This window comes from Lysinibacillus sp. FSL K6-0075 (assembly GCF_038592945.1).
In the GTDB taxonomy this organism is placed as follows: Bacteria; Bacillota; Bacilli; order Bacillales_A; family Planococcaceae; genus Lysinibacillus; species Lysinibacillus fusiformis_F.
This window is the reverse complement of sequence record NZ_CP151947.1, coordinates 1,263,310-1,275,662: the sequence shown is the minus strand read 5'-3', so window position 1 is coordinate 1,275,662 and position 12,353 is coordinate 1,263,310. Positions and strand designations below refer to the sequence as shown.

General features: G+C 39.5%; 10 protein-coding genes and 1 riboswitch. Of the genes, 1 reads left to right on the top strand and 9 read right to left on the bottom strand.

The genetic code is table 11. From position 1 onward, the window contains the following. Positions 1-73: 73 nt before the first annotated feature. A riboswitch (cobalamin riboswitch) is annotated at positions 74-250 on the bottom strand. An 84-nt stretch (positions 251-334) separates the two neighbouring features. After that, positions 335-1,189 (bottom strand): DMT family transporter, encoded by an 855-nt coding sequence (locus tag MHB65_RS05940; protein ID WP_342442754.1) that lies wholly within the window; start codon positions 1,187-1,189, stop codon positions 335-337. A 258-nt stretch (positions 1,190-1,447) separates the two neighbouring features. Here MHB65_RS05940 and MHB65_RS05935 point away from each other — a divergent pair, with 258 nt between their 5' ends. Next, the gene (locus MHB65_RS05935; RefSeq protein ID WP_342442753.1) at positions 1,448-1,849 is read left to right on the top strand and encodes a hypothetical protein; all 402 of its coding nucleotides are present in this window, start codon (positions 1,448-1,450) and stop codon (positions 1,847-1,849) included. 240 nt (positions 1,850-2,089) lie between these two features. Here the strand turns inward: MHB65_RS05935 and MHB65_RS05930 are convergent, their stop codons facing one another. From MHB65_RS05930 to mutS, 8 genes are all read right to left on the bottom strand, one after another. Continuing rightward, the gene (locus MHB65_RS05930) at positions 2,090-2,392 is read right to left on the bottom strand and encodes a rhodanese-like domain-containing protein (protein WP_009371183.1); all 303 of its coding nucleotides are present in this window, start codon (positions 2,390-2,392) and stop codon (positions 2,090-2,092) included. 96 nt (positions 2,393-2,488) lie between these two features. Then, positions 2,489-2,719 carry an RNA chaperone Hfq gene (gene hfq / locus MHB65_RS05925; protein WP_205442062.1) on the bottom strand — a complete coding sequence of 77 codons (231 nt, stop codon included), beginning with the start codon at positions 2,717-2,719 and terminating at the stop codon, positions 2,489-2,491. Between the two features lie 97 nt (positions 2,720-2,816). After that, positions 2,817-3,719, bottom strand: coding sequence for a tRNA (adenosine(37)-N6)-dimethylallyltransferase MiaA (miaA, locus tag MHB65_RS05920; protein ID WP_342442752.1), 903 nt, complete (start codon positions 3,717-3,719; stop codon positions 2,817-2,819). Beyond that, the gene (locus MHB65_RS05915) at positions 3,706-4,623 is read right to left on the bottom strand and encodes an alpha/beta fold hydrolase (RefSeq protein WP_342442751.1); all 918 of its coding nucleotides are present in this window, start codon (positions 4,621-4,623) and stop codon (positions 3,706-3,708) included. Before MHB65_RS05915 ends, miaA begins: the two co-directional genes overlap by 14 nt. Positions 4,624-4,626: 3 nt before the next feature. After that, positions 4,627-6,273 carry a glycerol-3-phosphate dehydrogenase/oxidase gene (locus MHB65_RS05910; RefSeq protein ID WP_342442750.1) on the bottom strand — a complete coding sequence of 549 codons (1,647 nt, stop codon included), beginning with the start codon at positions 6,271-6,273 and terminating at the stop codon, positions 4,627-4,629. 18 nt (positions 6,274-6,291) lie between these two features. Beyond that, a complete protein-coding gene (gene glpK / locus MHB65_RS05905) occupies positions 6,292-7,785 on the bottom strand; it encodes a glycerol kinase GlpK (RefSeq protein WP_342442749.1) in 1,494 nt (497 codons plus the stop codon). A gap of 18 nt (positions 7,786-7,803) precedes the next feature. After that, entirely contained in the window at positions 7,804-9,666 is a 1,863-nt protein-coding gene (gene mutL / locus MHB65_RS05900) for a DNA mismatch repair endonuclease MutL (RefSeq protein WP_342442748.1), read from the bottom strand. Between the two features lie 15 nt (positions 9,667-9,681). Further along, a complete protein-coding gene (gene mutS / locus MHB65_RS05895) occupies positions 9,682-12,252 on the bottom strand; it encodes a DNA mismatch repair protein MutS (protein ID WP_342442747.1) in 2,571 nt (856 codons plus the stop codon). Positions 12,253-12,353: the final 101 nt, after the last annotated feature.

The following is a 12,353-nucleotide window of genomic DNA, read 5'->3' as shown; positions in this document are numbered from 1 at the left end:
CTTTTTAAGACAAAAAGAAAAAGTCTGTAGTTTATTGTCATGACAAATAAACTACAGACTTTTCCATCATCTATATCTTCTAAAGCATGTAGGCAGGTCTCCTGGCTCAAGTTCAACATCTCATAGCACCTTCCCAGCAATTTGCTAGTGGCATTCACTATGAAACTCCCTTATACAGTGGCGGGTCCGCTAAAGCTTTTCACTTTATTCCCTATTCTCCCTATTGGGCACCTATTGCTTTTATTCAACTACTTTAAATCTACGACAGCTCACTTTTCCTGTCAATATGTGAAAAGTAAACTTGTAAAACTAAACAGTAACACTATAAAGTGGCTTATGTCTTTTCCAATTCACTTAGTAATGTTGAGCCTAATAGAAGAACAGCCCCTATTATTTGTAGGACTGTCATTTGTTCACCAATAATCATTGTTGAGAGTACTAATGATGTCAGTGGATCAATATAGCTAAGAATGGCTATACTTTGACCTTTTAGCTGAGACATGCCTAAAAAGAACAAAAAGAACCCCACACCTGCATGCACAATACCAAGTACTATCAATACTAGAACGAACCCAAAACTAATTTGCATCACTTGAAAACCCGTAGTCCCTACAATATAGAGACAGAGCAAAAATGCAGCTAAAGAGAGTTGGATAATTGTATTTTCGGGCTCTTTTAAACCACGAATACGTTTATTTGTAAAGGTTAGTACCGTGTAAAAGCATGCTGCGATCAAACCATAGACAATACCGATAAAGTGACCACTGTTCTCCATGTTTTGGCTTTGGACAATCAAAAATAGGCCTATTAATGCTACAGCAACATACACTATTTTTCTCCCTACTAACGTCTCTTTTAAAATAATAGGAGATAAACAGATGACCAGTACTGGCGCAAAATAATAACTTAGTGCTGCATTGGCAATGGTCGTTTCCTTATAAGCCTGAAATAAAAATATCCAATTACCGCATAATGCTAAACTTGAAAGCATTAACGGCCATTTATTTTGGACAATCGTGATCCTCGAAAAGCTTTCCTTTTTATAAACAAATATGGCCAACAAAAAACAAGCGCCAATGATACTCATCCAAAAGGCAATTTCACTTGAGGATAAAGGAATAAACTTCGCAAAAACACCGACAGCACCAAAAATAATCATGGACAATACAAATGCTAATTTTCCGCTCATTACAAATTCCTACTTTCTACGTATATCGTTTTAGCCTATACAGTAGAATCTATCGAAATGAGCAAGCTATTATCGAATGCCTAAACAGTAGATTCTACTGCAAAGACATTGTTGGGGGTGCTATGGATCGAAACATACAAAATCCCTCCTTCATTCACTATAATCATAACATATTTCTGAAAATTCAGGATTTAAAATATTAAAATTAGGGGAAGGTTCAGCAAGTAATAAAACAATGAAAAGTTAGGGGAAGATAAAATGAATGCAAAAGAATTAAGAAATGCCAGTGCTGAAACCTGTGAAACGCATGATAGCCTCTATGCCAAGTTGGTAAAACCGATCAATCAACTGCTAATAAATGTCGACGCTTCTATTAGTGAAGAGACAGCAAATAAAATACTAGAAAACTTAAAGTTATTTCATAGTGGTGATAAATACATTACGGAGTGTCATTTCGAGGAGAGTCAAAATTTCTTGAAAGACGGCATTGAGCTTCTCCAAAAGGGTGATTTGGCGAATGGAGCACTACAAATTTATGGCGCTGGTCTAAACTTTGCTAGCTATGCTTCAAAGGTGCAGGGACAAAAAAATGTTCATCTCTACAAAAATTTTGAGGAGAATTTTAATTTCATCATGGACTCCCTGAAAAAACAAGCATAAGAAAAACAAAACCAGCAATAGCTTTTTTGTGAAAGGTGAAAATGGTTTCCGTTGCAGGCTACTTGCTTTCCTGTGGGCGAACGCTAGTGAGGGAAAGCTCCTCGGACGCCCCCTGGAAAGGACGCTGGCAGATCGGAAATCAACCCCTTACCTTGCCAAAAGGTCTTTTTCTGCTAGTGACACGATTTTTTTCAACAACATAAAAAAAGAAAGAGTATATGCTCTTTCTTTTTTCATGGTTTATTTAAATTCTAATTCTCCATCATAAGCCAGCATGCCGCCTTCAAGGTTTGTTACATCAAATCCTTGTGCCTCTAAGTAAGCACAGGCGTTGGCAGAACGAGCACCAGCCTTACACACAATAATATATGGCTTTTCTACATCTAATTCCTCTAAACGTTCAGGGATTGTTCCAAGTGCAATATGCTGAGCGCCTGGAATCATGCCGTGTGCTACTTCATCTTCTTCACGAACATCAATAATATATAGGTCCTCATTTGCATCTAAAAGATCTAATAATTGTGTTGTTTCCATTGTTTTCATTAACTTTGTCCTCCAAAATATCAAATTCCACTATCATTATAGCTTGTAGCAAAAAAAACAGCCAGTGTGGAGAACACTAACTGTTTAACAATCTTTTTATACTTCTGTCTCTAAAAATTCTATTTGTTTTGCTGGAACGAATGTAGAAATGGCGTGCTTGTAGATTAGGTGCTGCTTATTGTCAGCATCCAGCAGTAAAACTGTAAAATTATCATATGATTTCACAGTCCCTTTTAACTGAAATCCGTTTAACAGAAATACAGTTACAAAAACACTGTTTTTTCGTAGTTGGTTCAAGAACGTATCTTGCAAGTTGATTGATTTCATCAAATAGCCTCCCTACTAACTTTCTACCTCTTCATTCCTATAGTAGCACGTTCTACCAATTTATCAATTAGTAATTTTTAGAAATTTTTCTTTATTCTTATAATCGGTCATCTGGTGTAATAAAATGGATATCCATTTTATTGCGGAAATAAGTAAGCTGTCTTTTTGCATAGCGACGGGAATTTTGTTTTAAGCTATCAATGGCTGCTTCTAGGGTACATTTGCCATCCAAATAATCATATAATTCCTTATACCCAATGGCTTGTATAGACTGCACACCTCGGATATTTTGCTGCCATAATCCCTTTACCTCTTCCAAAAGGCCATTTTCCATCATCAAATCAACACGACGGTTAATGCGGTCATAAAGCACCTCACGAGACATATTTTGACCTAGTCCCAAAATAACATGCTTATAAAGGGGTACTTCCCCTCGATTTTGTGCTTCGGCTGCTTTCGAGACACCGCTTAATTCCAGCATTTCTAATGCACGAATAACACGTCGTGTATTATTTGGATGAATTGTCTCCGCTGCTTGAGGGTCTAGTTGTTTTAATTTGTCATGCATTGCCTCAGGGCCAAGCTTTGCTAATTCCTCATAGTAGGCTTTACGTGCTCGCTCATCTACTTTTTCATCAGTAAATTGGAAATCATAGAGGACAGCTTGTACATATAAGCCTGAGCCTCCTACTATAATAGGTAATTTTTGACGAGATTGAATTTCCGCAATCTTTGCGCGTACCAATTTTTGATAGTCTGCCACTGAAAAAGATGCTGTCGGCTCTAAAAAACTTAGTAAATGATGAGGAATGCCCTCCATCTCTTCTTCCGTAATTTTAGCTGTCCCGATATCGAGCCCTTTATATATTTGCATGGAGTCACCATTAATGACTTCACCGTTATATTTCTTTGCCAATTCAATGCTTAAAGCCGTTTTACCAGAGGCAGTCGGTCCCACAATCGCTATGACCTCTGCCTGCTGTAATTTAATTTCTATCATATTTTTCTAACCACCGTATTAAAACTTGAAAGACTGCTTCTTGATTGTCTTCATTTAAAATTTCATGTCGTTTATCCTCGAATAAATAAACCGTTACATCCTCTATGCCCACCGCTGCTAACTGTTCAGCAACTGTGTAAACGCCTAGCCCCTGTTCACCGACGGGATCTTTACTGCCACTTATCAAGAGAATAGGAAGATCTTTTCTTACTCTTGCTAATTCTTTTTTACGATTTAGTGTTGCAAAGCCCGTTGTTAAATCTACAAAAAATTGATTCGTTGGAATAAAGCCACAATAGGGATCGTCTATATACTTTTGCACCTCTTGTTGAACTGAACATAACCAGTCATAGGCAGTCTTTGGATTCGGAAATTGTTTATTAAAGCTACCAAAACTCAGTTGATTTAACAGCTTACTTTCAGTTTCTTTCCCTAGCCCCTTTGCTAATGCTCTGGCTAAAATATTTCCAACAGCATGTAAGGCTGTCACATTTCCAGTACCACAGAGAATAACATTGTTTACTTGTTCTCCGTATAGTTGAATATAGCGTCTAGTAATGAAAGACCCCATACTATGACCAAAAAGAATTAATGGTACATCAGCGTACGATGCATGTAATTGTGTGATCACCTCATGAGCATCTTTTACAACACGCTCAAAGCCGTTTTCTTCAGCAAAGAAGCCTAATGTTCCATTATAAGCTGCCGTTTCACCATGTCCACGATGATCGTGCATCGTCACGACATAGCCTGCTGCGTTGAGTGTTTTCGCAAATGTTAAATAGCGCCCACTGTGCTCTGCCATGCCATGCAAAATGTGAATATGTCCAATACATGGCGTTGAAGGCTCCAATGTTCGAGTGAAGACAAAATGTTCATCTGACATTTGAATATAACGCTCCATCCCTTACTCCCCTTCTTTCACAAAATTTGTTGCATCGATAATGGCTTGCTCTAATTCAGCAATATACCTATTTTTTTGTTCCTCTGTATAATTCAAGCGTTGTTGCATCACCTGAATCACTTGCTGCTTATAAAGCTTTACTGCTTCAATATCAAAGTATAATAAGCCCGTACGACGAATAAAGAAGTCGCTAGGTGTATAGATCATTTCGGCTTCTATGCCATACAGTAGCATAGCATGTAGGGCAAGAGGCATTGTACTGCCATGTTCATGTAAAAATTTCACACGATCAAATAAGGCATCTACATTCGTGCCATACTTTTGTACAAGCTGTTTGGCTTCATCATAATTTAAGCCGTATTGTACACCTTCTCGTGCTTTATAGGCAATATAATCAGGGAAATTAATAGCGTTGATTCCTTTTGCGCCAGAAAGTGCTAGCTCACGTGTTAAACAGGCACTTGCATGCTTGTAACGACGTGCCTTCACAATTTTATCGACAATTGTTTCAGCCATTTGGCGATAGCCTGTGAGTTTGCCACCAGCAATCGTCATTAAACCACTGGGCGCTGTCCATATTTCATCTTTTCTTGAAATTTCAGATGGGTCCTTGCCTTTTTCATAAATTAGTGGTCGTACGCCTGCCCAGGAGGATTCAATTGTTTCTCTTGTAATAGTAGCTGTTGGAAAGACCTTTTTAGCTGCCTCAATTAAATAATCCACATCTTGCTGTGTTGCCACTGGATGTACAGGATTACCCTCAAAAACAGTATCCGTCGTCCCTACATAGGTTTTACCATCTCGAGGAATAGCAAAGGCCATGCGTCCATCGACAATATCAAAATAAACAGCTTGCTTTAGTGGAAAGTCCTTCTGTTTGAGGACAATATGAACGCCCTTTGTCAGACGTAATTGCTTGTTATCTGCTACTTTATCTTTTTGTCGTACGTCATCAACCCAAGGGCCTGTCGCATTTACAATTTGTGCGGCATGGACATCGAGTATGTTACCCGTTACATGATCCTTCACTTTAATGCCAACAAGCTTTTTCTTGTCGTAGATAAATTCCGTCATTTCTGCATAATTGAGGCAAAGTGCTCCATATTCTGCAGCCTTTTTTAATACTTCAATTGTCAGACGGGCATCATCTGTACGGTATTCTACATAGTAGCCGCCACCAACCAATCCATCTTGATTAAGCAAAGGTTCTAATGCTAGGGTTTCTTGGGCGTTTAACATCGTTCTACGTTCATGTTTTTTGACACCCGCCAAGCGATCATAGACCTTTAGTGCCATAGATGTTGTGAATGGACCAAGCGAACCCTTTTTATATAAAGGTAATAGCATTTTTTCAGGCGTTGTCACATGTACCGCATTATCATAAACGATTTCACGCTCTCGCCCAACTTCCGCTACAACTCCTACGTCAAATTGCTTTAAATACCGCAGGCCACCATGAATCAGTTTGGTTGATCGGCTCGACGTACCAGCTGAAAAATCCTGCATATCAATTAATGCGACAGAAAGGCCTCTTGATGCGGCATCTAATGCAATTCCTGCACCTGTAATACCACCACCAATGACTAATACGTCAAAGCTATAGTGCTCTAGATAATATAAAATTTTTGGTCGCTGCTCAAATGAAAACATACCTTTCTCCCCCAATAGCTATGATTTAAAAATTCGTGTTGCCTCTACAGCCTTCTGCCAGCCAGTGTACAGAGCTGTGGCTTGCACTTCATCCATGTGAGGTTGGTAGGTTTGCCCACTCACCCATAATGTGGATAAAGCCTCTTGATTTGGCCAAAAGCTTGTCGCGAGCCCCGCTAAATAGGCTGCACCGAGTGCTGTCGACTCATTCAGTTTTGCTAGTTCAACTTGTAGCTGTAAAACATCACTTTGGAACTGCATTAAAAATTGATTTTTGACAGCTCCACCATCTACACGGAGTACTTCAATCGGAGTACCCGCTGCTTCCTCCATTGCATCCAGTACATCTTTCGTTTGATAGGCTAATGATTCAAGTGTTGCGCGAATAAAATGTTCTTTTGATGTTCCTCGTGTTAAGCCAAAAATGGCACCACGAGCATCAGTATCCCAGTAAGGTGTACCGAGCCCAACAAAGGCGGGGACAACATAGACGCCATCCGTATTGTCTACTTTTCTAGCATAGGTTTCAGAATCCTCAGCTGTACGAATCATCCGTAGTCCATCCCGAAGCCATTGGATAGCTGACCCTGCTACAAAAACACTACCTTCCAATGCATAGGTCACCGTCCCATCTATTCCCCAAGCAATGGTCGTCAATAAACCATTTTCAGATGTCACTGCCTGCTGTCCAGTATTTAATAGCATAAAGCAGCCTGTGCCATACGTGTTTTTCGCCATTCCTTTGGTAAAGCAAGTTTGACCAAAAAGTGCGGCTTGCTGATCACCCGCAATACCAGCAATCGGGATTCTTTCTCCAAAGAATATACTTGGAGCCGTTTCTGTGTATATTTCTGATGAATTCCTTACTTCAGGGAGCATGGACATCGGAATATCTAAAAGCTGGCAAAGTTCCTCATCCCACTGCAATTCGTGAATATTGTAGAGCAAAGTTCGAGCTGCGTTTGAGTAATCGGTCACATGGGCCTTTCCCTTTGATAATCGCCAAACTATCCAGGAATCAATCGTGCCGAATAATAAATCTCCATTGTTAGCCTTTTCACGGGCGCCATCCACATTATCTAAGATCCATTTAATTTTTGTCGCTGAAAAATAAGCATCTAGGCGTAGCCCTGTCTTTTGCTGAAAACGTTCTTCATGCCCCTGTTCTTTTAAGGCATTCACTATGTCCTGTGTTTGGCGTGATTGCCAGACAATCGCATTGTAAATCGGCTGACCTGTGTGTTTATCCCACACAACGGTCGTTTCGCGCTGATTGGTAATACCGATCGCATGAACCTCACTTGCTTCATGCCCACTTTCGGTCAATACGGCTGCAATAACGGACAAAATAGAGCCCCATATTTCATTTGCATTATGCTCTACCCAGCCAGCCTTTGGAAAAATTTGTTGAAATTCCTTTTGTGCGACATGAACAATTTCACCTTTTTTATTAAATAAAATGGCTCTTGAACTTGTCGTTCCTTGATCAATCGCTAAAATAAATTCGCCCATCCATTTTCCCCCTTTTCATTACATAACCCGTTTGAACATTTTTTCCACTTCATATGATGTAAAATGGATAAGCACTGGACGTCCGTGTGGGCATGTAAATGGATTATCTGCATTGCGTAAATCTCGTAGCAATATTTCCATTTGTTCTTTTGTTAAATAATGATTGGCTTTGATCGATTTCTTACAGCTCATCATAATCGCTGCTGCCTCACGTAGTTTTTTGATATCAGCCTTTTTAGTTGTCAGCACCTGTTCAATTAAATCCTCAATGATTTCCTGTTCCTCCCCTTGTGGGAACCAGCTCGGATGCTCACGCACAACGAAAGATGACTGTCCAAATTCCTCTAAGAATACGCCTACAGCTTCTAACTCATGCTTGTGCTCTCGTAATATCAGTGCCTCATCAGCTGCATAATGGAATGTTAGTGGTAACAATAATGCCTGACGTTCATGAGGATTGACTTGACCGACTTTTTCACGGAAAAATTCGTATTTAATGCGTTCCTGTGCAGCATGCTGATCAATTAAGTAAAAACCATCCTCCATTTGCGCGACAATGTATGTGCCATGGATTTGCCCTACTACTTCTAGTTCAGGAAAAGGTTCCTTCGTAGGTGCCTCTTCCAATACTTCCGAATGTGCAACGATCGTTACTTCATCAACTGTTTCAGCCTCCATTTGTGGTGTTGGCTGCCAACTTTCCTCCTGAACAGTAGAAATAGGCATAGGCTCCACTATCTGTTCACGATTGTTTTCTTGAATGGTTTGGACATCATAAAGTTTTTCTACGATGGCATTCATTTTCTCCACATTAATCTTAGGGGCAGGCTTCCAAATATTTAATTGCTCCGTAACTGGTTTAACGATTTTTTCTTTCTTCTCCATTTGTGGGACTCGAATAATGTTGCGTATCTTTTCACGAATGGTTTCTTCTATTAACTTCAAAAGCTCAGGCTCTTTACTTAAACGAATTTGATGTTTTGCAGGATGCACATTCACATCTGTTAAGTAGGGATCACCCTCTATATAAAGAACAACTATTGGAAAACGCTCAATAGGTAAATACGTATGATAGGCATCGACAATAGCCTTTTGTACTAAATAATGCTTGACCCAGCGACCATTGACAAATAGGGACATATAATTTTTAGAAGCACGTGTTACCTCTGGTAAGGTTACAAAGCCAGAAATTCGATAATCATATGACTCGCCTTGGAATGACACCATTTTCTTGGCATTATGTACACCATAAATAGCAGCAAGTACTTGTTGTACATCTCCTCGACCATTTGTTTGCAGTAATTGTTGACCATTATGCAGTAATCTGAATGCAATTTGTGGGTTACCAAGTGCGAGGCGATTCATCAGGTCTATTGTATGCCCAAGTTCGGTTTGAATGGTTTTCATATATTTTAAGCGGGCGGGTGTATTAAAGAATAGCTGTGATACTGTTAAATCAGTCCCTTTGCGCAACGGACCAGGCTTATGAGTGAGGATATGTCCACCTTCAAGCTCTAAATGTGTACCAGATTCACCATTTGATGTAATCAATGTCATTTTGGAAACAGAGGCAATAGATGCTAAAGCCTCACCACGGAAGCCAAGTGTTCGAATACGGAATAAATCATGTTCTTGATGAATTTTACTAGTAGCATGACGAGAGAATGATATTACTGCATCCTCTTCATCCATACCGCTACCATTATCTATTACTTGAATGGAAGTGAGACCCGCTTCTAGTAAAAAAACATCAATGGACGTACTTCCAGCATCAATAGCATTTTCCACTAGCTCTTTGACAACAGAAGCTGGTCTTTCTACTACCTCTCCTGCTGCGATTTTATTGGATAGCCATTCGTCCATAATTTGTATGTTTCCCACTAACGTATCACTCCTTTATTTTTTAGCGTTCACTAGCTCTTGCTGTAGCTCATATAAAATATTCATCGCCTGCATTGGTGATGTACCTAGAATATTTACCTTTTCTAATTTCTTTAGCACCTCTGCCTCGGCTGGTGAAAGTGGCTCTGCCTCTGCAAATAAAGACATCTGCACTGGTTGTTCAGCTATCACCTGTGTTTCGGCAACTACCTCTTTCCCTGCCTCAAAGTTCTCAAGTAATACACGTGCTCTAGCTAAAATTTCTTCTGGTAATTGAGCAAGCTGTGCCACATGAATACCATAGGATTTATCAGCCGCGCCTTTTTTCACCTTATGCAGGAAAACGACCGTACCATTTTTTTCAGTGGCCGAAACATGCACATTTTGTAAGCGTGGCAAATCCTTTTCAAGTGCTGTCAATTCATGATAGTGCGTAGAAAATAACGTATTTGCTCCAATTTTGTCATGAATATACTCCATCATCGATTGTGCCAAACTCATACCATCATAGGTTGATGTTCCACGTCCAATTTCATCAAATAGCATCAAGCTATTTTTCGTTGCATGCATAATAGCATGTTGTGATTCAAGCATCTCCACCATAAATGTAGATTGCCCTGCTGCTAAATCATCGGCCGCTCCAATTCGAGTAAAAATTTGATCGGTAATAGGCAATTTTGCTTTTTCAGCAGGTACATAGCAGCCCATTTGTGCCATGACAACAATTAATGCTACTTGACGCATATAAGTACTTTTACCAGACATATTCGGTCCTGTAATAAGCATCATATTGTTCTGCTCTTCTAGCACACAATCGTTTGGTACATACATTTGCTTATTCAACATTTTTTCAACTACAGGATGGCGTCCTTCTATAATTTTCAGGGCACGTCCACCATGAAATTCTGGTTTCGTAAAACGGTATTTTTCTGAGACGCTCGCAAAGCTTAGTAAAACATCTAACTCACTAATGCTTGCTGCCAGTGCTTGGACACGTGGAATATAAGCTTTTAATGCATCACGAATTTCCACAAACAGGTTGTACTCTAATGTTAAGCTTTCTTCTTCAGCATTTAAAATCAATGCTTCTTTTTCTTTTAGTTCCTGTGTAATATAGCGCTCCGCATTCGCCAGCGTTTGTTTGCGCTCATAGCGTGTTAAATCCGCTAAATGAATATTTGATTTTGTAATTTCAATATAGTAACCAAAAATGCGATTATAGCCTATTTTTAAATTTTTAATACCCGTTTTCACACGTTCTTCTTGTTCAAGCTGGGCAATCCAATCCTTACCATTACGAGCAGCATAGCGAAGTTCGTCTAAGCGTTCATTATAGCCATCACGGATGACATCCCCTTCTTTAATGGTAATAGGTGGATTATCTGTAATCGCTTTTGCTAACAGTTCCTCGACATCTGTACATGTATCAAGTTCCACACCTAATTGCTGTAATGTTTCTTTATTTGACCCCATCAACTGTTGCTGAATAGCTGGCACTTGACGTAAAGAATCACGCAATTGGGCTAAATCTCGTCCACCCACATTGCCAAAAGCAACACGACCAGCCAACCGCTCTAAATCATATACTTGTTTTAAGGATGCTTGAAGCTCTGTTCGTACAAAATATTCTTCCAATAAATCCGTAACAATCGCTAGTCTAGCTTCTATAGCTGAATGTGTGGCAAGCGGCTGGTGTAGCCATTGTTTTAATTTTCGCCCACCCATCGCTGTCACGGTGTCATCTAATAACCATAAAAGTGTCCCTTTTTGATCTCCACCACGAATTGATTGAATAAGCTCTAAATTTCGCTTAGAGCTAGAATCAATACGTAAATAATTTTTGATTTCATTAAACGTGAATGCTTGAATATGTGATAAAGATCGCATTTGCGTTTGATCGATATAAGCTAACAAGCGAAGACACGCAATTTGTAACGGTTGTGGTACAGCTTCTAAATAGCTTGCTGCTTTGTCCATAGACATTTCATTCACTTCAATCGAAAGCACGATACCAGCATTGACGGCATGCTCTGCTAACAATAGCTGCAAACTATCCGTTACAATAAGCTCTCGAATACCATAAGCCTGCATTTGCATTAATAATGCTTTCTCATCGCCTTCAATAGACGACACCACTGCTTCACCTGTTGATAAATCTAAATAAGCGTAGCCAAATGTTGTGTCATCTAGTTGCTCTGCCGCGCCAATAAAATGATTGGATTTACCATCAAGTGCCTTCCCTTCCATAATTGTTCCTGGTGTGATAAGCCGAACCACTTCACGTTTGACCACACCTTTTGCTTGCTTTGGATCTTCTGTTTGTTCACAAACGGCCACTTTATAGCCTTTTTGCACAAGTGTTTCAATATAATTTTTAGCCGAATGATGCGGCACACCGCACATTGGTATTCGCTCTTTTGCGCCTGCATCTCGGCTTGTTAATGTAATCTCTAAAATTTGTGAGGCATTGATAGCATCCTCAAAAAACATTTCATAAAAGTCACCTAATCTAAAAAATAAAAAGGCATCTTTGTAATCTTCCTTTACCTGTAGATACTGTTGCATCATTGGTGTATAAGTTGTCATATCACTATTTCCCTCGCTCTTGCCTTATAGATATTTTTATTATAACAAAAGATACATGCGAAACGCTTCATTCACCTTTTTTAAGATGCTAGCATTTCGCA

What these genes read in the sequence shown, in the direction of transcription:
- MHB65_RS05940 (WP_342442754.1), bottom strand. Translation starts at nt 1,189, where the DNA reads ATGAGCGGAAAATTAGCATTTGTATTGTCCATGATTATTTTTGGTGCT.
- MHB65_RS05935 (WP_342442753.1), top strand. Translation starts at nt 1,448, where the DNA reads ATGAATGCAAAAGAATTAAGAAATGCCAGTGCTGAAACCTGTGAAACG.
- MHB65_RS05930 (WP_009371183.1), bottom strand. Translation starts at nt 2,392, where the DNA reads ATGAAAACAATGGAAACAACACAATTATTAGATCTTTTAGATGCAAAT.
- hfq (WP_205442062.1), bottom strand. Translation starts at nt 2,719, where the DNA reads ATGAAATCAATCAACTTGCAAGATACGTTCTTGAACCAACTACGAAAA.
- miaA (WP_342442752.1), bottom strand. Translation starts at nt 3,719, where the DNA reads ATGATAGAAATTAAATTACAGCAGGCAGAGGTCATAGCGATTGTGGGA.
- MHB65_RS05915 (WP_342442751.1), bottom strand. Translation starts at nt 4,623, where the DNA reads ATGGAGCGTTATATTCAAATGTCAGATGAACATTTTGTCTTCACTCGA.
- MHB65_RS05910 (WP_342442750.1), bottom strand. Translation starts at nt 6,273, where the DNA reads ATGTTTTCATTTGAGCAGCGACCAAAAATTTTATATTATCTAGAGCAC.
- glpK (WP_342442749.1), bottom strand. Translation starts at nt 7,785, where the DNA reads ATGGGCGAATTTATTTTAGCGATTGATCAAGGAACGACAAGTTCAAGA.
- mutS (WP_342442747.1), bottom strand. Translation starts at nt 12,252, where the DNA reads ATGACAACTTATACACCAATGATGCAACAGTATCTACAGGTAAAGGAA.